Genomic DNA, 23,809 nt, shown 5'->3' on the forward strand with positions numbered 1-23,809 from the left:
TCATACGTGCTTTTTTATCTAATATTGGAGATAATAAAAGCAGTCGAAACGTGTTAAGGTAAACAAATAGACACTTCTATATAAATAGGATAGAATTGTTAAAAGGTTGAGAACATGGGTAAATAGTTTACAACGACGATACTAATTAGATGGAGGTGTCAGGAAATGACTGATAAAGAAATCATCGTCCCCCTCCTGCCGCTTAGAGGACTGCTTGTATATCCAACAATGGTACTTCATTTAGATGTAGGCCGAGATAAATCGGTACAAGCCCTTGAGAAAGCAATGGTGGAAGACCATCTTATATTTTTGACGACACAACAAGATGTTTCGTTGGACGAACCAGGTGAAGAAGATTTATTTAAAATGGGCACTTTGACAAAGGTAAAACAAATGTTGAAGCTTCCGAATGGCACGATCCGGGTGTTGGTGGAAGGATTGAACCGAGCAGAGGTCATTGAATTTTACGATTATGAGACACATTTTGGTGCCAAGATTAAAATATATGAAGACAGTGACGAAAAAGATGCTGAACATCAAGCATTAATGCGCACTCTACTGGATTATTTTGAACAATACATAAAAATGTCCAAGAAAATAACTGGTGAAACGTTTTCATCCACTTCCGATATTGAAGAGCCGGGGAGATTAGCGGATATAATCGCTTCCCATTTGCCTTTGAAATTGAAGGAGAAGCAAGAAGTGCTTGAGACGATCGATATGAAAAAGCGTTTAAGCCGTGTAATCGAGATCATCAATAACGAGAAAGAAGTTCTTTTTCTCGAGAAAAAGATCGGTCAGCGTGTTAAGCGTTCCATGGAGCGGACTCAAAAAGAATATTATTTACGTGAACAAATGAAAGCGATCCAAAAGGAATTGGGCGATAAAGAAGGAAAAACGGGGGAGATAGAAGTCCTCAACGAAAAGATAGAAGAAGCGGATATGCCAGAGCACATTAAACAAACGGCATTAAAGGAATTGGACCGTTATGAAAAAGTGCCGTCCAGCTCAGCCGAGAGCTCAGTCATTCGCAACTATATTGAATGGTTGATCTCGCTTCCTTGGTCCAATGCCACTAAAGATGACTTGAATATTCATAAAGCTGAAAAAATCCTGAACAGGGATCACCATGGTTTGGAAAAGGTGAAAGAGCGGGTGCTTGAGTATTTAGCCGTCCAACAATTGACCAATTCATTGAAAGGACCGATCCTTTGCTTAGTGGGACCCCCTGGCGTCGGAAAAACCAGTCTGGCTAAATCGATCGCGTCATCACTGAACAGGAATTTCGTTCGTATTTCTTTAGGCGGGGTGCGTGATGAGTCAGAAATCCGGGGACATCGCCGCACGTATGTAGGAGCAATGCCAGGACGGATCATCCAAGGTATGAAAAAAGCTGGAACGATCAATCCGGTCTTCTTGCTGGATGAAGTGGATAAAATGTCCAATGACTTTAGGGGTGATCCATCTGCAGCGATGCTTGAGGTGCTGGATCCGGAGCAAAATCATAATTTCAGTGATCATTATATTGAAGAAACGTATAATCTTTCCAAAGTCATGTTCATAGCGACGGCAAACAATTTGGCATCGATTCCTGGACCGCTACGTGATCGTATGGAAATCATTTCGATTGCAGGTTATACTGAGATAGAGAAACTTCACATAGCCAAGGATCACCTGCTGCCTAGACAGTTGGAAAACCATGGTCTATTGAAGACACAACTGCAAGTTCGTGAGGAAGCTCTTACCAAAATCATTCGTTATTATACTCGGGAAGCCGGTGTTCGGAGTCTGGAACGACAGCTTGCAAGCATCTGTCGGAAGACTGCGAAAATCATCGTGTCCGGAGATAAAAAGCGGGTCGTCATTTCTGAAAAGAATGTCGAGGAGTTTTTAGGGAAAACCATGTTCCATTATGGACAGGCTGAAGTCGAGAACCAAGTCGGTGTAGCTAATGGTTTAGCTTACACGTCGGTTGGCGGCGATACGCTTCAAATCGAGGTTTCCTTATCACCAGGTAAAGGCAAACTTATCCTGACAGGAAAGCTTGGCGATGTAATGAAAGAGTCAGCCCAGGCTGCTTTCAGTTATGTACGGTCGAAAACCGAGAAACTTCATATTGATAAGGACTTCCATGAGAAATATGATATCCATATTCATGTCCCTGAAGGCGCTGTCCCTAAAGATGGCCCTTCTGCAGGTATCACGATTGCAACAGCGTTAATATCGGCCCTCACTAATAGGCCGATCAGAAAAGAGGTAGGCATGACAGGCGAAATTACATTACGCGGACGGGTTCTTCCAATCGGCGGGCTTAAAGAAAAATCTTTAGCGGCTCACCGGGCAGGACTTACGAAAATCATCATCCCGCAAAATAACGAAAAGGATATTGATGATATCCCGGAGAGTGTCCGTAAAGCATTAACATTTGTTCCAGTTTCACACGTAGATGAAGTCCTTGAGCATGCATTGGTAGGTGTGAACGAATGAAAGTGACAAGTTCAGATATTGTCATCAGTGCTGTGAAGCCTGAACAATATCCCAATACTCCAATACCGGAGTTTGCTTTGGCAGGCCGTTCCAATGTTGGGAAATCGAGTTTCATCAACAAAATGATCAATCGAAAAAACTTGGCGCGCACATCCTCTAAACCGGGTAAGACGCAAACCTTGAATTTTTACATCATAAATGAAGCACTCCATTTTGTGGATGTACCGGGTTATGGTTATGCTAAGGTATCTAAAACGGAGCGCGATGCTTGGGGAAGGATGATCGAGACATACTTCACTTCCCGTGATCAGTTATGCGCTGCGCTTCTGATTGTCGATTTGCGTCATCCGCCGACAAAGGATGATATCGCAATGTACGAATTCCTAAAGCATTATGACCTGCCCCGGATCGTTATTGCCACAAAAGCGGATAAAATTCCAAAAGGCAAATGGCAGAAGCACTTAAAAATCACACGCCAAACGTTAAATATGGAAAAAGAAGATGAATTGCTTCTTTTCTCAGGAGAAACAGGCGAAGGGAAAGAACAAGCCTGGGGCGTCCTTAAGAAATATATGTAATAGAAAAGGGTATTCCGCATCTGGAATACCCTTTTTCGTATGTATTTTTCGAAATATACGATTAACCATCTTTACTTTTTTCGAACTAGAAAAAAGATGCCGATTGCCATCAAGGCAAATGGCCAAAACCTTTCGATGTTTGCCGTGCTTGTTTCAACAATCCCGAAAGACGTTGTGATTTTATCGTAGAAAAAGAAAAGGATCGAGATGATGAGTAATATCATCCCATGAAACATTCCAGAATTTGTTTTGCGTGCCCGGAGAATAAATCCCAGTGAGATGATTAAAATAAAGATACCTATATTATCCGGCCAAATATCTAGGTTCTCGACGATGTGGAAATGAGCCCCAAACCCCAGCAAGATGACGCCTGGAAGGATGGACTCATATTCATTACCGCTATAAGCCTGAATTAAGAAGGCGGCACCAACTATACATAATAAAGTGGGCCAGCTATAAAAGCCTGGAAAGATTTCCATTTTAGAGTGTTCAAGAAAAAAATAGAGACCGAAACCGATTAAGACGATTCCGGGAAAAATACGTTGCGTTTTCATTTTATCCTCCTATGCAATTCGATTACTTGAAGTTTTTTGCCATTTTTGATATGGTACTTTTGTACACAATGTCGAACTATGTATGTAACTTACAAATCACCGCTTAGACACCTTTTGTAGCAATTCAGGCGTTTAGGCTGTCTTTTCATGGTAGCATACGTTTTCATAAACTGTTCATATTATTTGCGTGAATCCATTTTAGTACATGGTATAATAAATTTACATGAAAAATTTTGGGGGTGCAAAACAAAAGGATGCATATTTTAGCGGTTGGTATAAATTACAAAACTGCCCCTGTTGAAATTCGGGAAAAACTGTCGTTTAACGAAGCCGAACTTGCCGAGGCAATGAAAGCTCTTAAAAATAAAAAAAGCATTTTGGAAAATATCATTATTTCTACATGTAACAGGACGGAAATATATGCGGTCGGTGACCAGCTTCATACAAGCAGGTATTATATCAAGGAATTTCTTTCGGAATGGTTTAACATCGATAAAGAAGAATTTTCTAAATACCTGTATATCTATGAAGGCGATGGGACTGTCGAGAATTTATTTTCAGTGACCTGCGGCTTGAATTCCATGATATTGGGAGAAACTCAAATTTTGGGACAAGTGCGTTCCAGCTATATGTTAGGACAGAAGGAAGATACGATTGGTACCGTTTTTAACCATCTCTTCAAACAAGCCCTTACATTAGCGAAAAAAGCCCATTCAGAGACGGAGATCAATACGAATGCCGTTTCTGTCAGCTATGCGGCAGTCGAGCTTGCGAAAAAAATCTTCGGTGGCCTGAATGGCAAGAACGTCTTGATTCTTGGTGCCGGTAAGATGGGTGAGCTAGCCATTCAAAACCTGCATAGTAATGGAGCAAACAGCATTACTGTCATTAACCGTACCTTTCAGAAAGCCGTCGACTTGGCCGAAAGATTCAATGGTACAGCGAAGCAGCTTCAAGAGCTGCAATGCGCTTTAGTGGATACGGACATCCTGATCACTTCCACTGGTTCAAAAAATCTTTTAGTAACAAAAGAAATGATGACATTCGTGAATAAGCTTCGTAAAGGCCGTCCTATTTTCATGGTCGATATCGCAGTGCCTCGTGACCTCGATCCATCATTGGGCGAGCTGGAGAATGTTTTCTTGTATGACATTGACGACCTTGAAGGGATCGTGCAAGCGAATATCGAAGAGCGTAAAAAAGCTGCCGAGAAAATAGAAATGATGATTGAATCTGAAATCGTTGATTTCAATCAATGGATTAATTTGCTTGGTGTGGTTCCTGTCATTTCTTCTTTACGGGAGAAATCCTTATCCATTCAAAAGGAAACGATGGAAAGTATCGAAAGAAAGCTTCCGCATTTAAGTGAACGTGATAAAAAAGTACTGAACAAACATACAAAGAGCATCATCAACCAAATGTTAAAAGATCCGATTCTTTATGCAAAAGAGCTTGCGGATGAGCCGAATGCAAAAGAACAATTAAATAATTTCGTGAAAATCTTCCATTTAGAGGAATTGATAGAAGACCAGCTGGTGGCGGATGATGAAAAAGAACGGAACAGCTCCAAGGCATCTCTATTGAATCCACTTCCTGTCCAGTAATGAGGTAGATATGGAATTAATAATGACAAGATTGCATGAAGCCACTGTATTGTTGTATGCCATCAGTATGCTTTTATATTTTATTGACTTCCTTAATAATAACCAGAAGGCGAACAAGGTCGCTTTCTGGTTGCTTTCTATTGTTTGGGTACTGCAAACAATTTTTTTGTTTCTGTATGTATTGAAAACGGGAAGATTCCCGGTATTGACGATTTTTGAAGGCTTATATTTTTATGCATGGGTCCTCATATCGTTATCATTGGTTATTAACCGTTTGCTAAGAGTCGATTTTACGGTCTTTTTTACGAATGTTTTAGGTTTTATGGTCATGGCCATCCATACCTTTGCACCAGTTCAGATAGAATCTCAAGTACTTGCACAGCGTCTCGTTTCAGAGCTTTTGCTCATACATATCACTTTTGCCATTCTATCTTACGGGGCCTTTACTCTTTCATTCGTGTTTTCACTACTATACTTAATTCAATATGATTTATTGAAACGGAAGAAGTGGGGAAAACGGCTGCTTCGACTCGGCGATTTAACAAAGCTTGAGCATATGTCTTATGTCCTTGCTGTAATAGGTGTTCCGTTATTAGTGGTCTCGCTTATCTTGGGCATTCAATGGGCATATATAAAAGTGCCTGGAGTATCCTGGCTGGATATGAAGATCATCGGTTCGTTTATTTTGCTCATCGGTTACAGTGTATTTTTATACTTGAAAATTCGGAAACAAATGTATGGAAGGACACTAGCCTTTCTGAATATTGGATCTTTCATGATTGTGTTAATAAACTTTTTCCTTTTTGGAAGCCTTTCAACATTCCACTTTTGGAATACATAGGAGGAAACTATGAGAAAAATCATTGTCGGTTCTAGACGTAGTAAATTAGCGATCACCCAAACAAACTGGGTGATCAAACAACTTAAAGAGCTTGGGGCTCCATATGAGTTCGAGGTGAAGGAAATTGTCACGAAGGGTGACCAAATTCTTGATGTAACACTTTCCAAGGTTGGCGGTAAAGGCTTATTCGTTAAAGAAATTGAACAAGCGATGCTGGATAAAGAGATCGATATGGCTGTACATAGTATGAAAGATATGCCGGCAGTGCTACCAGAAGGATTGACGATTGGTTGCATACCACCGAGGGAGGATCACCGGGATGCTTTGATTTCAAAGAACCACGAAACCCTTTCTGAAATGAAGCCCGGTTCCATCATAGGTACGAGCAGTTTGCGCAGAGGTGCTCAAATTTTGGCAAGAAGACCGGATCTTGAAATTAAATGGATTCGCGGAAATATCGATACCCGTTTGAATAAGCTGAAAACGGAAGATTATGATGCTATCATCCTAGCGGCAGCCGGACTATCAAGAATGGGATGGAAGCAGGATATCGTATCGGAATTTTTAGATGAGGATATTTGTATTCCTGCAGTTGGCCAAGGAGCACTTTCCATTGAATGCCGTGAAGACGACAAAGAGCTGCTGGCAGAACTTGCAAAATTAACCTGTGAAAAAACGAAAAGAACGGTTGAAGCGGAACGTGCCTTTTTGGATAAAATGGAAGGCGGTTGCCAAGTGCCGATTGCCGGATTTGCGGTAGCAAAAGATAATGAATCTGTTTCCTTGACGGCTTTGGTCGCTTCTCCGGATGGAAAGGTGATTTATAAAGAAATGGTTGAGGGGACTGACCCTGAGGCAGTTGGACATGCTGCTGCCAAACAGATTAGTGAAATGGGCGGTAAAGCGTTGATCGATCGCGTAAAAGAGGAGCTTGATCAGTAATGAATCCCTTTCAACCTCTTAAGGATTATCAGGTATTAATCACCAGAGGGAAAGGGCAGGCTGATGGTTTAAAAGATTCGATCGAGAAAAATGGCGGAACGCCGCTTCTTGTACCATTGCTTGAGTTCACTCTTCCAGATCATTTGGAAGATGTTCAACAGCGGTTAGATGAGCTGAATACTTATGACTGGATTATTTTGACCAGTCAAAATGGAGTGGAATTCTTCTTTAAGCTTCTTGGTAAAAAGCCTGTCAGGCTTCCGAAAATAGCCGTCATCGGCTCAAAAACGGAAGCGGCCCTGAAAGGACATGGATATAAGGCGGATTTTGTCCCAACGCAGTTTGTTGCTGAAGGGTTTGTATCAGAGTTCATTCCCTTACTAGATTCCGGGACACGTGTGTTGCTGGCAAAAGGAAATCTCGCAAGGGCGGTAATTGCGGAGACAATCAATGAAGCTGGTGTATCCTGTGATGAAGTGATTATTTATCATACCGTACTTCCCGGAAGCAGTGAAAAACAACTCGTTCAACTTATAACGAATCATGAAATCGACATCATCACCTTTACGAGTTCTTCGACGGTCAATCATTTCTTGCAGATCATGGAACGCCATGAACTGGGTACATACATAGACCGGATCATCATCGCTTGCATCGGGCCGGTTGCCGCTAAAACGGCTGCTAAACATGGGCTATCCGTCGATGTGTGTCCAGCTGTTTATACAACGGAAGCCATGGTCGCGGATATCATACGATTCATAAGTGAAATGAAATAATAAAGGAGGAACTTTCTAATGAAAAACATTCCATTCAACCGTCACCGTCGCTTACGTGCAAGTGCCGGAATGAGGGCTTTAGTCCGTGAAACACAATTGCATAAAGAGGATTTGATCTATCCGATCTTCGTCATTGACGGTGAACAGGTAAAAAATGAAATTAACTCGATGCCGGGTATCTATCAGCTTTCCATGGATAATCTGGGTGCGGAAATGGATGAAGTCGTGAGTCTGGGCATAAAGTCGGTCATTTTATTCGGTGTTCCTTTTGATCATGATAAAGACGAACAAGGAACGGGTGCGTTTCACCATAACGGACTTGTTCAAGAGGCAACCCGCCTTATCAAAAAACAATATCCTGAAGTCATTGTCATTGCAGATACATGCCTTTGTGAGTATACAAGCCATGGTCATTGCGGTGTCGTAGAAGGGGAAAAAATCCTGAATGACGCATCTCTTGACCTTCTTGCCAAAACGGCAATCAGCCAGGCTGAGGCCGGCGCTGATATCATTGCCCCTTCCAATATGATGGACGGTTTCGTTGCGGCCATCCGAGCAGGTTTGGATGAAGCGGGTTATGAAGATATTCCGATCATGTCCTATGCGGTGAAATACGCTTCGGCTTTTTACGGCCCATTCCGTGATGCAGCGAATGGGGCGCCACAATTTGGCGATAGGAAGACGTACCAAATGGACCCTGCCAATCGTCTTGAGGCGTTCCGTGAAGCTGAATCCGATGTTGAAGAAGGTGCAGATTTCTTAATCGTGAAACCAGCCCTATCCTACATGGACATCATCAGGGATGTTAAAAATAATTTTAATCTTCCTGTTGTTTCCTACAATGTCAGCGGTGAATATTCAATGGTTAAGGCAGCTGCCCAAAATGGCTGGATTGATGAAAAAGCGATAGTGATGGAAATGCTGACAGGCTTAAAACGTGCAGGTTCCGACTTGATCATCACGTATTTTTCAAAAGAGGTAGCACGCTGGATAAATGAAGAAAATCAAAGATGATAACAAACATAACCTGAAATGGAAAAGGGGATTGAATCATGCGGTCATATGAAAAATCGAAAAAAGCGTTTGCCGAAGCAAAAAAATTGATGCCGGGCGGCGTGAATAGCCCTGTGCGTGCCTTCAAATCTGTGGACATGGATCCCATTTTCATGGAGCGTGGAAAAGGTTCGAAAATGTATGATATCGATGGCAATGAGTATATTGACTATGTTCTTTCATGGGGACCGCTTATCCTTGGTCACACGAATGACCGTGTCGTTGAATCATTGAAAAAGATAGCTGAATCAGGTACAAGCTTTGGAACCTCTACGCTGATTGAGAATGAACTGGCTAAGTTGGTCATCGAACGGGTGCCTTCGATTGAGATGATCCGGATGGTATCATCAGGAACAGAAGCAACCATGAGTGCTCTAAGGTTGGCGCGAGGCGTTACAGGTCGGGATAAAATCCTGAAATTCGAAGGTTCTTATCATGGACATGGCGATTCATTGTTAATCAAAGCTGGATCCGGCGTTGCAACCTTAGGTTTACCGGATAGCCCGGGAGTACCGGAAGGCATTGCAAAAAATACGATTACCGTGCCATATAATGATCTTGCTGCAACCAAATATGCGTTTGAACAATTTGGTGAAGACATCGCCTGTATCATCGTAGAGCCTGTTGCAGGGAACATGGGCGTCGTTCCGCCACAACCTGGATTCCTCGAAGGCTTACGCGAAGTGACGACACAATACGGCGCTCTATTGATCTTTGACGAAGTAATGACAGGGTTCCGTGTCGGCTATAATTGTGCACAAGGTTATTTTGACATCGTTCCTGACCTGACTTGCCTTGGGAAAGTAATTGGCGGCGGCTTACCTGTCGGAGCTTTCGGAGGCAAGCGCGAATTCATGGAACAAATAGCTCCGAGCGGGACAATCTATCAAGCAGGAACATTGTCCGGTAACCCTTTGGCAATGACGGCTGGTCTTGAAACACTGAGCCAATTAACTCCTGAATCGTATGAAGAGTTCACCCGAAAAGGTGATATGCTCGAAAAAGGCATTGGCGAAGCAGCGGAAAAGTACGGTGTTCCGTATACATTCAATCGTGCCGGTTCCATGATTGGACTTTTCTTTACGAATGAAGAAGTGATCAATTATGATACAGCTAAAACATCCGATTTAGAGTTCTTTGCTTCCTACTATAGGGAAATGGCGAATCAAGGCATTTACTTGCCACCTTCCCAGTTTGAAGGATTATTCCTATCTACGGCACACAGTGATGAAGATATCGAAAAAACCATTGCAGCTACAGAACAGGCTTTTGCGAAATTAAAAAAATGATTTGAATAAAACTATTAAGTCAGGCTCCCTTTTTCCAAACACTTTTGGAGAAAGGGAGCCTGTCTTTTTTGAATTTATTCGATATTGGCCGAAATAAAGTGAATGCAGGACGAATAAACTGGCAGAAGGCCGAAGTAAAGGCAAAAGCTAAAATAAATGCTTAATAAAATTACTTCTTTTTAAAAGGTCCAGCAAAAATAAGGACAAGATGGCTTCCGACGAAAAAAAGGAATAACCAATGGCCATCCTTCATAGATTGTTATTGGTATAGGTACCGTTTCCTGAAGCTGAAAGGAGGAGTTGTCTTGTCGCAAGAAAATGAATCGTATTTACGATTTTCTTTAGAGGAATCTGTTTGGTTCCATAAGGGACAGGAAGTGGTTGAGCTATATTCCATTTCCCTGGATCCAAATGTGACGATTCAAGAAAGTGATCAATATGTTTTTATACGAGGCTCGTTAGACTTATGCGGTGAATACAAAGACTCGCAAAATGGTGAAGAAGAGGAGTTTTCGCAGACCTTTTTGCCAAAAGCCGTTCAAAAGGTCGAGAGGAATCTCAATGGGCTTAATGAGTTCACACACCGTTTTCCGGTTGATATAACGATTCCGAATAATCGGATTGCCTCATTAGAGGAAGTGGATGTCTCGATTCAAAGTTTTGATTATGCTCTGCCTGAGCATAATTGTTTAAAATTGCAGGCTGATTTGCTGATAACCGGAATTTATAATGATTCATATGTCGAAGAAAGGTTTGATACGGAACAGGAAGTTGGTGAAACTGAGGAACAAGAAGAAACGGACGGAGAAAATGAGTCTTATATTCCATATGCGGCTGGAGTGCCGCCAATCCCTGATTTTCAGCCTGTGTTCCGTGATGAGCAGGAAGAAGAGTTATACACACCATTTACTGCTGAGGCAAGACGTGTTTCTGAAGCAAACGAAGATGAGGAAGAAGAAGAGCCAATATATTTAAGTGATCAGCATAATGCCCCAGTTTTTGAAATTCCCGTTTCACCATATCCTGAAGAGGAGGAGTGGGAAACGGAAATTAACAGACAGGAAGAACAGGAAGAACAGGAAGAAGCTGAAGTTGTAGAGGAAGAAACGGATTTAGTAAGTGATTCGCATGACTCCGTAGAGGTACCTGTGTCATCCATGGAAGATGAGAAATTGGAAGAAGTAAGCAGGCAGGAAAAAGTTATAGAAAAATTGGAGACTCCTAGAGAGTCATTGAAAGAAGAAGAGCTAAAACAATCAAGCAATCAACAAAGTTTTCCAATGGGAAATGAACCTGTATCACAGTTTGAAACCGATGACGTCATCCGGCAGGAAAAAGAGGACGCTGTTGCGGGTCCCATCCTCAACGAACATGTAATGGTGGAAAAGGAAGAGGAATCGAATTCGTCCATAAGGGATCTGTTCAAAAAGAAAGAAAGACCAGCGCCACCAGCTAAGGAAGTTAAAAATTATAAGGGTCGGAAACAAGCCGCTGAACGTGATGAACAAGATACGGCTGATCAAGGGGAAAAGCAGCATTCCATCATGGATTTATTCGGCCGGAAACAAGAAGAAGAACTGGTAAGGATGAAGGTTTGCATTGTCCAGCAAGGAGAAACGCTGGATGATTTGGCTCAACGTTATGATGTAACGGTACAATCCTTACTTTTCAGCAATGAATTGGAGTCCAATCAGAACATCCATGAAGGGCAAGTCATCTATATACCGAAGGCTGTTGCCTATAAAAATTAGCCACGACAGAGAGCAGAGCATATGGTCTGCTCCTGTTTTTTACTAAGGTATTAAAGTTTGAACGGTGGCTTTGGCCGTTTGAATGAAACGACGCCAGAAATCGGATTGTTGAGTTTTTTTAGAGAAAGTGAGTGAGTCTCGTGAGGGAAAACGAGAATCAGCAGCCTGCTAATCGGGATTGGGACACGGAGACCGTCTTGAAGGAATATGCCATGTATGTACAATATATTGAGGACTTCGGACGAGTGAAAAAAGTGTACAGTGATCGCGGTATCTTTGCCTTGAAATGCATTTTGCCGCACAATGGCATTGATTTTATTAAAAATGTTCAAAAATTGTACCATCGCGGATATAACCGGATCGTTCCCATTTATCAAACGATGGATCAGCGTTACGCCGTTCTTCATAATGGACGTTTGTATTACCTGATGCCCTGGTTGAATAATGAAGGAGAAGGGGAGCGCGATGAAAAGCATAAGCAAATGTTCAGGGAGCTTGCTCGGATGCATACGCTGTCTGTAAAAGAAACCCAAGTGGATATAGAAGAACGGGAAGCACATTATGAACGGACGATTGATGCTTGGAATAACGAGAAGGACTTTATGGATGAGTACATTGTCAGCTGTGAAAAGAAGTGGTATATGTCTCCATTCGAAATGACGGTTTGTACTTTCTTCACAGATATTTCACAGGCATTGAAGTACTCGATCAAGAAGTTTGAAACCTGGTATGAAAAAACGAAGGAAAGTGATAAGGTTCGAACCGTGGTCACTCATGGAAAGGTCTCTCTGAAACATTTCATTTATGATGAGCGGGGATATGGCTATTTCATCAATTTTGAGAATTCGAATACGGCACCGCCCCATTTCGATTTACTTCCATTTTTAGTTAAATCAGCTAGGACCTATCCTGTACAATGCGATGACTGTGTCGACTGGCTATATAACTACATGCGTTATTTTCCGTTGAAAGAAGAAGAATTGCTGCTCATGCAAAGTTATCTCGCTTTCCCCGGATCAGCGCTGGAATTAGTGAAGGGCTATTCTGATGGCAAGGGCCATCGCTCGGAGCTTGATAATGTTACCCAACTGCAGCGGCAATTTTGGCTCCTGAAGAATATTGAGTATATGGTGATGAAAATCGAAGAGATCGAACAGAAGAAAAAGGCGGCTGCCGAGGCTGCCAAACAAGAGCAGTCCCCCCAAAGCTAAATATACATGATTGGATTAACTCCAGGTCATGTATATTTTTTTTGCTTTAAGGGAATAATTATATCCATTCGAAATATAAAGACATGGCCAAGAAAATAAATGCGATCAGCAGGAGCATATCAAAGAAAGTAGGAAAAATCAGAGTCCGTAATCCTTGGAATACGATAAAGGGGACGATGAACTGCTGGCAAACACCGCGGAATTTTTTCATCCAAGGCGGTAAAGTGTAGGGAGTATATCTTCGCTTCATATTATTACCTTCCTTTTTAGGCTTCTTATATTCTATGGGTGGTTAGTGGAAAATGTGAGAAAGCCGTCACAATCACTGTTCTTGGGTGATAAAATAAAGAAAACGGCAAGGCAAAGGGATTAATTTATGAAATTGGATGCTTCTCAAGTAAGTAAGCGAAAAGATGATTGACTGGAGCCCCATATTTTTTGTACTATATACTATATGCATTTAATGATTTTACATATGAATATAAATCAATGCAAAGACCGGAAATAGTAAGATGAAATGCACTTTCCAGAGAGGAAACCAATTGGTGGGAGGTTTCCAAGCAGCAGCATCCGAAGTCGTCCGCGAGCTGTTTTCGTGAAAGATTTTTAGTAGCGAAGGCCGGTGAAGAGCCGTTATCAGATTTGAGAGCCGAAAGAGATGTTTTTCTTTTTCGGAAAAAAGGTGGCACCGCGAACAACTTCCTTCGTCCTTTTATGATGATGGAAGTTTTTTTTATGCCCAAAAAAGGAGGAAATGATATGGAAGAAAACCAAATTTCGATGCCGACTAAATATGATCCGCAGACGATAGAGAAAGGCCGCTACAAATGGTGGCTTGATGGGAAGTTTTTCGAAACGACGGGTGACGATAAAAAAGAGCCATATACGATTGTCATTCCACCACCAAACGTAACAGGTAAGCTGCATCTTGGCCACGCTTGGGATACGACACTTCAAGATATATTGACACGCATGAAAAGGATGCAAGGGTTTGATGTTTTATGGTTGCCGGGCATGGACCATGCTGGTATCGCCACTCAAGCGAAAGTTGAACAGAAACTTCGTGCCGAAGGCGTAAGCCGTTATGACCTGGGACGCGAAAAGTTCGTAGAAGAAACATGGAAATGGAAAGAAGAATATGCGAGCCATATCCGTGAACAATGGTCAAAGCTTGGTCTTGGCCTTGATTATACCCGTGAACGCTTCACTCTTGATGAGGGGCTTTCAAAGGCAGTGCGCGAAGTGTTCGTTTCGCTTTATAACAAGGACCTGATTTATCGCGGCGAATACATCATCAACTGGGATCCATCAACGAAAACGGCGTTATCCGATATCGAGGTTATTTACAAAGATGTGCAGGGCGCATTTTACCATATGAAATATCCGTTGGTTGACGGATCAGGCGAAATTGAAATAGCCACGACTCGTCCAGAAACGATGCTTGGCGATACAGCGGTTGCCGTACACCCTGAGGATGATCGTTATAAACACTTGATCGGCAAAATGGTTCGCTTGCCAATTACAGGCCGGGAAATCCCGATTGTCGGGGATGATTATGTCGATATGGAATTCGGTTCAGGTGCGGTAAAAATTACACCGGCTCATGATCCGAATGACTTTGAAATCGGGAACCGTCACAATTTGGAGCGCATCCTTGTCATGCATGAAGATGGCTCAATGAATGAAAAGGCCGGTAAATATGAAGGCATGGACCGTTTTGAATGCCGTAAACAAATCGTCAAAGACCTTCAGGAAGACGGAGTACTCTTCAAAATAGAAGATCATCTTCACTCAGTCGGTCATTCAGAGAGAAGCGGTGCTGTTGTTGAACCATATCTTTCGACTCAATGGTTCGTTAAAATGCAGCCGCTAGCTGATGCATCTGTTGAACTTCAAAAAGGGTCCGATGAGGAAAAAGTTCATTTCGTACCAGATCGTTTCGAAAAAACATATCTGCACTGGATGGAAAACATTCGCGACTGGTGCATTTCTCGTCAGCTATGGTGGGGCCACCGCATTCCAGCTTGGTACCATAAAGAAACAGGCGAAGTGTATGTAGGACATGAAGAGCCTGCGGATGCTGAGAACTGGGAACAAGATACTGACGTTTTAGACACTTGGTTCAGCTCTGCATTATGGCCGTTCTCAACAATGGGCTGGCCTGACAAAGATAGCGTTGATTTCAAACGATACTATCCAACCGGAGCGCTTGTGACAGGCTACGATATCATTTTCTTTTGGGTTTCAAGGATGATTTTCCAGGCACTTGAGTTCACGGGCGAACGTCCTTTTGAAGATGTATTGATTCACGGTCTTGTTCGTGACGAACAGGGACGCAAGATGAGTAAATCGCTTGGTAATGGTGTCGATCCGATGGATGTCATCGATCAATACGGTGCCGATTCCCTGCGTTACTTCCTATCGACGGGCAGCTCACCAGGTCAGGATCTTCGTTACAGCACGGAAAAAGTGGAAGCGGTTTGGAACTTCTCCAATAAGATTTGGAACGCATCCCGTTTTGCTTTAATGAACATGAATGGCATGACGTATGACGAAATCGATTTAAGTGGTGAAAAATCTGTAGCCGATAAATGGATTTTGACGCGTTTGAACGAAACGATTACAAACGTGACAAGACTTGCTGACCGTTATGAATTCGGTGAAGTAGGTCGTGTGCTTTACAACTTCATTTGGGATGACTTCTGTGACTGGTATATTGAAATGGCGAAGCTTCCGTTATATGGCGAAGACGAAGCAGCGAAGAAAACGACGCGCTCAATCCTGGCTTATGTACTGGATAACACGATGAGATTGTTGCATCCTTTCATGCCATTCATCACCGAAGAAATTTGGCAAAACCTTCCTCATGAAGGAGAGTCCATCACCGTTGCTGCATGGCCTGTAGTGAACGAAGAGTTGACTGATACAGATGCAGCCGAGGAAATGAAGCTGCTTGTTGAAATCATCCGCTCCGTTCGTAACATCCGTGCCGAGGTGAACACACCGTTAAGCAAAAAAATCAATCTGATTTTAAAAGCGAAAGACGAGTCCATCTTAGCTACATTACAGAAAAACAGCAGTTATATCGAGCGTTTCTGTAATCCTGAACAATTGACGATCGGAATCAAGGTCGAAGAACCGGCTCAAGCGATGACGGCAGTCGTAACGGGTGTGGAATTAATCCTTCCGCTTACAGGACTGATCAATATCGACGAAGAAGTGAAACGTCTTGAAAAAGAGCTCGACAAACTTAATAAAGAAGTTGAACGAGTACAGAAAAAATTAGGCAACGAGGGCTTCGTTAAAAAGGCGCCAGCAAGCGTCATTGAAGAAGAACGTGCCAAAGAAAAAGATTATAGCGAAAAACGCGACTCTGTGATTCACAGAATCAATGAACTGAAACAACTGTAAAACAAAAGGATGAACCAGCATTATGCCGGTTCATCCTTTTTGTGTTTCACACTATTTAAGAAATATGTTCCGTTAGGAGGTTATTCTTTCTTTTATGAATGTGAGGTACTCTCTGACGATATTCATGTCACTTAGGGCACTTAATGTCCGGCTCCCGACGACATCCTCGATTTCATTGAGCATGAGACTGCCGTCATCGTCAAAAATGAAATCGATCCCGACAAGGCCAAAATCAAACGCATCGATTACTCTTTCAACCAGAGCTAAGTCGGAAGCGGTCAGCTCGTATATGGAAGCCGATCCCCCTAACGTATAATTGGCCTTGAAGCTGGATGCGGATTCCCGGAGTACAGCAGCCTTCACATTGTTACCAACTACAAAAACGCGGATGTCCTTTCCGAATAAGCCAGGTTTTTGGACAATCCAACTCCCATCATTCATTTCAACCAGATCATTAGCATGCTCGATTAAATAAACTTGTTTCCCGCCGCGGCCATGTGTTTCTTTAGCGATGAAAGGGAACTCCATGTCATGGGCATTCGGCCTTCCGTTGCAATATACGGTATCGGCCATTGGAATTCCCAACGTGGACAAATATTGATGTGTCTTTGCTTTGTCATTTGCCATTTCGGATACGAACGAGGAGTTAAAGCAAGCAATCCCCATTTGCTCCAGTTGCCTTGTGAGAAAAGGATCGATGGTCCGGACGATGGCAAAGTCCGGTAATGCAATTGGCTTCAGCTCATGTTCCACGTACAACTCGTTGTAGCGATGACCGATCCGAAGGTCTTCACGATGGTAAAATTGTAAATCAAGATCAAGCTTACTTGCCTCGTCTAGCATCCAATCTATGTATCCTTTATTTTTTACAGCATCCTCGCGGTTATAAATCAACCAACCTGCTTGTTTTCTCATCTGATGTACTTCCCTTTCCTAATTTGTCCAACATATAATCAAACATGCTATCAGCGATGTTGATGCCTGTACAGTCATATATATTTAGTAAATGCGAATTCGAATTCACTTCGCATAAAAGAGGACCATCTTCACCGAATAACAAATCGACGCCAGCAAAGTCGGTACCTAGAATCTCCACACATCGGATGGCGAGTAGTGCCTCCTCCCTTGTGGGTGTATAGGGTGCTGCCTGACCACCAGCTGTCATGTTAGCTCGGAAGTCGTGCTCGGAATGGCGTTGCATCGCAGCTATGACTTGATCGCCGACGACATTAACACGAATATCCCGTCCTTTACTGTGCTCGATGAATTCTTGAATGATGAATGGTCTGTGGCCGAGATTATGGATCGTCTTTAAAAAATCATCCTCTGTATGGATCAAATATACTTGTTCCCCAAAAGAACCGTATGCTTCCTTAACGATGAGGGGAAATCCAAGTTCAATCCCAATTTGTTTAAAGGCATCGACATTAACCCTATCAATCCCTTCGTACGTAAAAGGGGGAAACAAGGTTTTCGGCATAGGTATGCCATGCCCAGCTAATGCTTGATGAGTCTTTGCTTTGCTGTCGCATATATCGATCGCTGTACTGCTGTTATATACAGGTATGCCGAGCAATTCCAAATGGCGTGCCAAATGAATGTCTTTATCCATGAACAGAACAAAATCAGGCAGCCTATCAAACGTTCCTTTAAGTAATGGCACCCCTTTTTCAATAATGGGAAGTAGATCCGAATTACGGATAAGGGTGGCCGTGATTTTTTTTCTTTCTGCCGCCTCTTTAATGAACAAGGCTAAACTGGAAAACTTATCATGCTGTAAATAGCCGTTAACGACAATCCAACAGTGGAGAGCAGAAGTTTTCATTAAAACACTACCTTTCATCTAGGTTAATCGTTCAGATATTGATAAAATAATCTTAACGCATAAGAGCGGTATAAAGATAGAGGAGGCTCAATGATTAATGGTAACAACCATGAAAGAAATCAATCATTTTTTTGAACGGCGCCAAGTTCAATTAGGAATGAATTTTGGTCTATCACGAATGGAAGCATTATTAACTAAATTAGACAATCCCCATGAGGCGCAAAAGTATATTCATATTGCAGGTTCAAACGGGAAAGGATCTACCCTGCAATATTTAAAAGAAATCCTTCTAGCCCAAGGGGTTCGGGTCGCTGCCTTCACATCACCTTATTTAATCCGGATGAATGAACAGATAAAGATAAATGAAGATGAAATCAGTGATAAGGAGTTTATCGCTGCCTTCAACGAGCTGTGGCCGTACATCCAAGAGATGGACCAGGCAGGGAATGGACCCACTCAATTCGAAATATTGACTGCGTTGGCCTTCTCTTATTTTAGCAAAAAGGAAATAGATTTGGTTTTAATGGAAACCGGACTAGGAGGCAGGCTTGATACAACGAATGTCATCAAGCCGATTCTTTCGATCATTACCTCGATTTCTTTGGAGCATACGAACATCCTGGGTAACACGCTTGGGGAGATTGCTTCAGAGAAAGCGGGCATCATTAAAAGCGGCGCGCCGATCATCAGCGGAGTTACAGCAGAGGAGCCTGCAAAAGTAATCGAAGAAAAAGCGTATTCAGTAGGCGTACCTTATTACCAATTAGGTAAAGACTTTCATGTTGATCATGTAAAGCAAAGTGAAAAAGGTCAAAGTTTCTCATTTTCTCTGGGTGATAGGTTCATCGAAAATGTAGATATGCAGATGTTAGGCCGTCATCAGGTGGAGAATGCAGCACTGGCCGTGGCTGCTGTCTTATTAGGAATGGAAAATATCGATGAAAAAAGCATCCGCAAAGGAATAGGAGAAGCGAAATGGGATGGCCGTTTCGAAAAAATATCGGCAGAGCCGTTGGTGATCATTGATGGTGCACATAACCCTGCTGGCATCGACGTACTGATGAAAACGCTAAACGAGCATTACCCTGAATATAAGTATCGATTTGTATTCAGTTCATTTAAAGATAAAAATTATTCCTTGATGCTTCAAGGACTGGAAAAGGAAGCGATTGAAATCATCATTACCGAATTCGTCCATGATCGGGCGGAGGATGCGCAAACGCTTTATGATAAATGCAGACATGAAAATAAAAGTATAAACAAGGATTGGCAAGAGGCGATAAGGGAAGGGAGACGGAAAACAGTCGAAAAGGAGGTTCTTGTCATCACAGGTTCCCTTTATTTCCTTTCACTTGTGAGGGATTTCCTATCTGAAAGTTGAAGCCTTGTGACTGATAGAGTCTTGCCTGCGATTACATGAAGATTTCATGCGGCTCGGCCTACTGCTCGTTACCGAGAGTGTAATTTGAATACAATGATTGCTGTTTCCATCGTAATGAAAACTCGTAGTGAATGATCAACTTTTATCGGTCAAAAAACAGGATTTTTCAAAAGGTCCATTTATTAGCCATATTTTGTTAAATCGAGCCTTTGAATAAGAAAAATCCTGAATGGGTGATGGACAAACCAATCACCCAATATATTGGTTAAAACATGTTTAATATTGAAGCTATATGACTTAGGAATGATTATGCTCGGGCGGGATGAAAAGAAAATATCGGGAGGAATGAAACTATGGAGAAGGCTAGTTATTATCATAAAGTAGGTTGTCCTGAAAAAGGGATGGGACATTCTGATGAAGGAACGTTTACCGTTGACCTAAAAGGTCCAATGGAAGTGAATAGATTCCTTGTCCAATTGAAATAAATGATGGCTATCCATATCTATCTATTTGTCCTAGGTTTAATTTTAGGCTCATTCTTTAACGTCGTCGGATTAAGTGTTCCGGTAAACAATACTTTTGCGAATCGCCGATCCGCTTGCCCAACTTGTGGGCGGAAATTGGCATTCTTCGAGTTGATACCAGTTATTTCTTATATGTTGCAAGACGGAAAATGCCGGGGCTGTAAAACAAGGATTTCCCCCCTATATCCACTAGTAGAAATGCTGACCGGTGTTTTGTTTACCACTTCTCCCATATTCCTTGGCTGGTCGAACGAACTCTTGATTGGCTTGACATTGATTTCATTATTTATGATCATCTTAGTGTCTGATGTGGCCTATATGCTCATTCCTGATAAAATTCTGCTTTTCTTTATGGTGATATTTATGATACTAAGAGTTTTATATCCACTATCTCCCTGGTGGGATTCCATTGTTGGGGCAAGTGTTGGTTTCAGTCTCCTGCTAGTGATCGCTGTAGTGAGTAAGGGGGGCATGGGGGGCGGTGATATTAAGCTGTTCGCTGTGATTGGATTTGTACTGGGGACGAAGATTGTGCTATTATCGTTTCTCTTTGCGAGCTTTTATGGGGCATTCTTTGGCATCATAGGGATGCTAACCGGAATTTTAAAAAAGAAAACCTTGATTCCATTCGGGCCGTATATCGTGTTTGGGACATTGACAGCTTATTTTTGGGGTGATTCCCTTCTGTACTGGTATGTTAGCTTCCTGAGATGAGCGTAAAGGACTATCCTAGTAAAGGGGGAATTTGTCAAAAGTTCCCTGAGCATTAGCGTAGCTAGGGAATCATCCTCATTTGGTGCAAGTGAAAATGCTAGGAATGGGAACGTCTAGTGACGGAGATTGAACCGCCCATGAACCAGAAGTATCAGTGCTTGGAGGTCCTTGTATTTCAACTGATATTTAAAGGGAAATTTGACGAAACCTATTAATGACAAGACGACAAAAGTCTTGTTATTTTTTTTTGTCTCTATGTTAGGATGGAAAAAATGACCTGGAGGGGAGGAGAAAAAGTGGGCAAGTCTGAAAAAAGCAAAGGTGTCACGATTAAAATAAATGGGGAAGAAAAAGTATTTGCCGATAAAAATAAGATTGAAAGCCAAGAGGCAGCTAGTGAGGAACAGGAACACCGTGATGAGAGTTTCGAATGGATCCTTCCTGATGATTCAAACGAGAATAAAATCGTATTGGTCCCCACACCGCCAAAGAAGAAAATGCCGAAGCTTATCGGTTTTGGTACAAGCTCACTGAAAAGCTCGAATAAAGGACCGATAAGGACATTTTTGATTGCTGTCATTTGTGCCGTGTTTTTTGGTTCGATTCTTGGTTTGATAGCCGTTAAGACAATCACAAGGGAAAAAGCTGCAGTTTCTTCGATCGAGACCTCGATTCCAACGGGGCAACCTGTTGAGGAGGATAAAAAAGCGGCATCGAAGGTACAAGGAGCCCAACTGAAGACGTTCCTAGTACAGGGCGGTGTGTTCAGCAGCGAAGATGCGGCGAGGCAAATACAAAAGAAAGTCATTGAAAAGCAGGTTCCGGCTGAAATATTCAAATTGGAAGACAGCTATTATTTATTCTTAGGTTCAGCAGAGAGTCTAGCTGCAAGTAAGGATCTGGCCTTGTACTTAAAGTCGTATGATGTAGACGTATATTGGAAGGAAATCAATTTTGAAGCGGCTGGGAAAAGTCAAGCAGATGAGACAACCCTCGACAAGATGAAGATGGTATATGCTTCGTTAGCAGAAATATCTGCAACCAAGCTTCGTGGGAAGGGAGCGACGGTGAACGATGAAACGCTGAAAAAAAACATGGATGAGTTGAAGGCGGGGAAATTATCTCCAGAGTTTTCGAAAATGAACGATGATCTAACTGCTGCGGCAAAGTCGATTAGCGAATTTGAAACTTCAAAAAATGAAGAAAAGCTCTTGCAGGCTCAAGGAAGTCTTCTTGATTTTTTATTGAATTACCAAAACATATTGAGTTAAGTATCGAAAAAGGGGAGCTATTTAACAGGACAAGCTCCCCAACAATAAACTAAAAAGGTGACACCTTTTTTATTTTCCGGGAAATACTTACAGACTTTTGTCGATTCATAGTAAACAATAATTGTGGATTTCACCATAATTTGATAGGATAGAGATGTATCTCCCTATGTAAAGAAAGGTGACCTTTTAATTATGCAACCATTGATTTTAGCTTCTTCATCACCACGTCGTAAAGAACTTCTACAATTACTTCAAATCCCCTTTAAAAGCATGAATTCCAATGTCGATGAAAGTATTGATGAAAACATGTGTCCGGATGATGCAGTAAAAGAGCTGGCCTCCCGTAAAGCGGCAGCCATCTTTGCAGAGTTTCAGGAAAGCTGGGTAATCGGCTCGGATACAGTTGTTGTCCTTGATGGAAAGATATTGGGTAAGCCAATAAACCGGGCAGATGGAAAAAGAATGCTGGAAATGTTATCAGGACGGACACATGAGGTTTACACTGGTGTTGCCATCCTATTTGGCATGCATCGCAAAGTGTTCGCAGAAAAAACCGAAGTGACATTTTGGGAGCTGCCAGAAGCTGAAATCGAACGTTATCTGGATAGTGGGGAACCTTTTGATAAAGCTGGCAGTTATGGGATTCAAGGATACGGATCGCTTCTTGTCAAACAAATCAAAGGGGACTATTTCTCTGTCGTTGGGCTTCCTGTTTCAAGACTGGCACGTGAACTAAAGGCAATGCAGGCAGACTTGGGATAATGAATTTCTCCTTTGGCATCTCCCTTTCTTAAGGAAGGGTGGATGTATTGAGTGAAAAAATGTTAATACGGGATTACCCGAAAGAAGAGAGGCCGCGCGAAAGGTTTCTGCAAGACGGACCGCAAAGTCTCTCCAATCAAGAATTGCTTGCACTGCTATTGAGGACGGGATCAAAGGAAGAATCCGTTCTTCAGTTATCCGGCAGGCTCATCAATTCCTTCAAGGGACTGCGTCTGCTAAAAGAAGCCTCAGTAGAAGAATTGACCGTGATTAAAGGAATTGGTGAAGCGAAAGCGATTCATATTCTAGCATCTGTCGAACTTGGCCGGAGAATCAACAAATTGAATGATCAAGACCGTTATGTGATTCGATCTCCTGAAGATGGAGCCAATTACTGCATGGAAGAAATGCGGTTTTTGTCACAGGAACATTTCGTCTGTCTTTATTTAAATACGAAAAATCAAGTTCTTCAAAAAACTACGGTCTTCATAGGAAGCCTCAATGCCTCGATCGTACATCCACGTGAGGTTTTTAAAGAAGCTTTCAAAAGGTCCGCTGCCTCTATCATTTGTCTTCATAACCACCCCTCCGGAGACCCCTCTCCTAGCAGAGAAGATATTGAAGTGACGAAAAGATTAGTCGAATGTGGTAAAATAATCGGGATTGAAGTATTGGACCATATCATTATCGGGGAGCACAAATATATTAGTTTGAAGGAAAAAGGTTATTTATGACACTATCAAAATTTTTGACGATACGATATAATATTGTTTATGATTTTTAAAAGAGGAAACTTTTTCAAAACTCTTATTGTCAAAAAACGACAAATAATTTG

Annotated in this window: 21 protein-coding genes and 1 other annotated feature; of the genes, 17 read left to right on the plus strand and 4 right to left on the minus strand. The window is 42.1% G+C overall.

The window, feature by feature from the left end; translation table 11 throughout:
- Positions 1–165 precede the first annotated feature (165 nt).
- Positions 166–2,487: an endopeptidase La gene (gene lon / locus LQ203_RS01255; protein ID WP_230154900.1), complete on the plus strand. Its 2,322-nt coding sequence runs from the start codon at positions 166–168 to the stop codon at positions 2,485–2,487.
- The gene (gene yihA, locus LQ203_RS01260) at positions 2,484–3,065 is read left to right on the plus strand and encodes a ribosome biogenesis GTP-binding protein YihA/YsxC (protein WP_230154910.1); all 582 of its coding nucleotides are present in this window, start codon (positions 2,484–2,486) and stop codon (positions 3,063–3,065) included. The genes lon and yihA overlap by 4 nt, the downstream gene beginning before the upstream one ends.
- A 71-nt stretch (positions 3,066–3,136) precedes the next feature.
- On the opposite strand, the gene LQ203_RS01265 is transcribed toward yihA, so the two are convergent.
- Positions 3,137–3,619: a DUF5668 domain-containing protein gene (locus LQ203_RS01265; RefSeq protein ID WP_230154912.1), complete on the minus strand. Its 483-nt coding sequence runs from the start codon at positions 3,617–3,619 to the stop codon at positions 3,137–3,139.
- Positions 3,620–3,873: 254 nt separating this feature from the next.
- Between LQ203_RS01265 and hemA the strand changes: the two genes are divergently transcribed.
- The 8 genes from hemA (at position 3,874) to ysxE (ending at position 13,086) form a co-directional block, all read left to right on the plus strand.
- Positions 3,874–5,223: a glutamyl-tRNA reductase gene (hemA, locus tag LQ203_RS01270; RefSeq protein WP_230154914.1), complete on the plus strand. Its 1,350-nt coding sequence runs from the start codon at positions 3,874–3,876 to the stop codon at positions 5,221–5,223.
- Positions 5,224–5,233: 10 nt separating this feature from the next.
- The gene (locus tag LQ203_RS01275; RefSeq protein ID WP_230154916.1) at positions 5,234–6,064 is read left to right on the plus strand and encodes a cytochrome c biogenesis protein; all 831 of its coding nucleotides are present in this window, start codon (positions 5,234–5,236) and stop codon (positions 6,062–6,064) included.
- 9 nt (positions 6,065–6,073) lie between these two features.
- A complete protein-coding gene (gene hemC, locus LQ203_RS01280; protein ID WP_230154918.1) occupies positions 6,074–7,006 on the plus strand; it encodes a hydroxymethylbilane synthase in 933 nt (310 codons plus the stop codon).
- Positions 7,006–7,782 (plus strand): uroporphyrinogen-III synthase, encoded by a 777-nt coding sequence (locus LQ203_RS01285; protein ID WP_230154920.1) that lies wholly within the window; start codon positions 7,006–7,008, stop codon positions 7,780–7,782. The genes hemC and LQ203_RS01285 overlap by 1 nt, the downstream gene beginning before the upstream one ends.
- A gap of 18 nt (positions 7,783–7,800) precedes the next feature.
- Positions 7,801–8,796 carry a porphobilinogen synthase gene (gene hemB / locus LQ203_RS01290; protein ID WP_230154922.1) on the plus strand — a complete coding sequence of 332 codons (996 nt, stop codon included), beginning with the start codon at positions 7,801–7,803 and terminating at the stop codon, positions 8,794–8,796.
- Positions 8,797–8,834: 38 nt separating this feature from the next.
- Positions 8,835–10,124 carry a glutamate-1-semialdehyde 2,1-aminomutase gene (gene hemL, locus LQ203_RS01295; protein ID WP_230154924.1) on the plus strand — a complete coding sequence of 430 codons (1,290 nt, stop codon included), beginning with the start codon at positions 8,835–8,837 and terminating at the stop codon, positions 10,122–10,124.
- Between the two features lie 305 nt (positions 10,125–10,429).
- Positions 10,430–11,875, plus strand: coding sequence for a LysM peptidoglycan-binding domain-containing protein (locus LQ203_RS01300; RefSeq protein WP_230154926.1), 1,446 nt, complete (start codon positions 10,430–10,432; stop codon positions 11,873–11,875).
- 140 nt (positions 11,876–12,015) lie between these two features.
- The gene (gene ysxE, locus LQ203_RS01305; protein WP_230154929.1) at positions 12,016–13,086 is read left to right on the plus strand and encodes a spore coat protein YsxE; all 1,071 of its coding nucleotides are present in this window, start codon (positions 12,016–12,018) and stop codon (positions 13,084–13,086) included.
- 58 nt (positions 13,087–13,144) lie between these two features.
- Here the strand turns inward: ysxE and LQ203_RS01310 are convergent, their stop codons facing one another.
- The gene (locus LQ203_RS01310; protein ID WP_101222799.1) at positions 13,145–13,336 is read right to left on the minus strand and encodes a hypothetical protein; all 192 of its coding nucleotides are present in this window, start codon (positions 13,334–13,336) and stop codon (positions 13,145–13,147) included.
- A gap of 235 nt (positions 13,337–13,571) precedes the next feature.
- Positions 13,572–13,801: a binding site (T-box leader), on the plus strand.
- A gap of 44 nt (positions 13,802–13,845) precedes the next feature.
- On the opposite strand from LQ203_RS01310, the gene LQ203_RS01315 reads away from it, so the two are divergent.
- A complete protein-coding gene (locus LQ203_RS01315) occupies positions 13,846–16,497 on the plus strand; it encodes a valine--tRNA ligase (protein ID WP_230154932.1) in 2,652 nt (883 codons plus the stop codon).
- Between the two features lie 72 nt (positions 16,498–16,569).
- On the opposite strand, the gene LQ203_RS01320 is transcribed toward LQ203_RS01315, so the two are convergent.
- Positions 16,570–17,412, minus strand: a complete 843-nt coding sequence (locus LQ203_RS01320; RefSeq protein WP_230154934.1) for an ATP-grasp domain-containing protein — start codon at positions 17,410–17,412, stop codon at positions 16,570–16,572.
- Positions 17,381–18,322: a RimK family alpha-L-glutamate ligase gene (locus tag LQ203_RS01325; RefSeq protein WP_230154936.1), complete on the minus strand. Its 942-nt coding sequence runs from the start codon at positions 18,320–18,322 to the stop codon at positions 17,381–17,383. Before LQ203_RS01325 ends, LQ203_RS01320 begins: the two co-directional genes overlap by 32 nt.
- A 97-nt stretch (positions 18,323–18,419) precedes the next feature.
- Between LQ203_RS01325 and LQ203_RS01330 the strand changes: the two genes are divergently transcribed.
- From LQ203_RS01330 to radC, 6 genes are all read left to right on the plus strand, one after another.
- The gene (locus LQ203_RS01330; protein ID WP_230154938.1) at positions 18,420–19,703 is read left to right on the plus strand and encodes a folylpolyglutamate synthase/dihydrofolate synthase family protein; all 1,284 of its coding nucleotides are present in this window, start codon (positions 18,420–18,422) and stop codon (positions 19,701–19,703) included.
- Between the two features lie 353 nt (positions 19,704–20,056).
- Positions 20,057–20,188, plus strand: a complete 132-nt coding sequence (locus tag LQ203_RS27405) for a hypothetical protein (protein WP_290370502.1) — start codon at positions 20,057–20,059, stop codon at positions 20,186–20,188.
- A 3-nt stretch (positions 20,189–20,191) separates the two neighbouring features.
- Entirely contained in the window at positions 20,192–20,941 is a 750-nt protein-coding gene (locus LQ203_RS01335) for a prepilin peptidase (protein WP_356713628.1), read from the plus strand.
- A gap of 296 nt (positions 20,942–21,237) precedes the next feature.
- Positions 21,238–22,212 (plus strand): hypothetical protein, encoded by a 975-nt coding sequence (locus LQ203_RS01340; protein WP_230154942.1) that lies wholly within the window; start codon positions 21,238–21,240, stop codon positions 22,210–22,212.
- A gap of 192 nt (positions 22,213–22,404) precedes the next feature.
- Positions 22,405–22,974, plus strand: coding sequence for a Maf family protein (locus LQ203_RS01345; RefSeq protein WP_230154944.1), 570 nt, complete (start codon positions 22,405–22,407; stop codon positions 22,972–22,974).
- Between the two features lie 59 nt (positions 22,975–23,033).
- Positions 23,034–23,708: a DNA repair protein RadC gene (radC, locus tag LQ203_RS01350; RefSeq protein WP_230155356.1), complete on the plus strand. Its 675-nt coding sequence runs from the start codon at positions 23,034–23,036 to the stop codon at positions 23,706–23,708.
- Positions 23,709–23,809 lie beyond the last annotated feature (101 nt).

Origin of the sequence: Peribacillus sp. Bi96, assembly GCF_918698115.1 — a bacterium.
In the GTDB taxonomy this organism is placed as follows: Bacteria; Bacillota; Bacilli; order Bacillales; family DSM-1321; genus Peribacillus.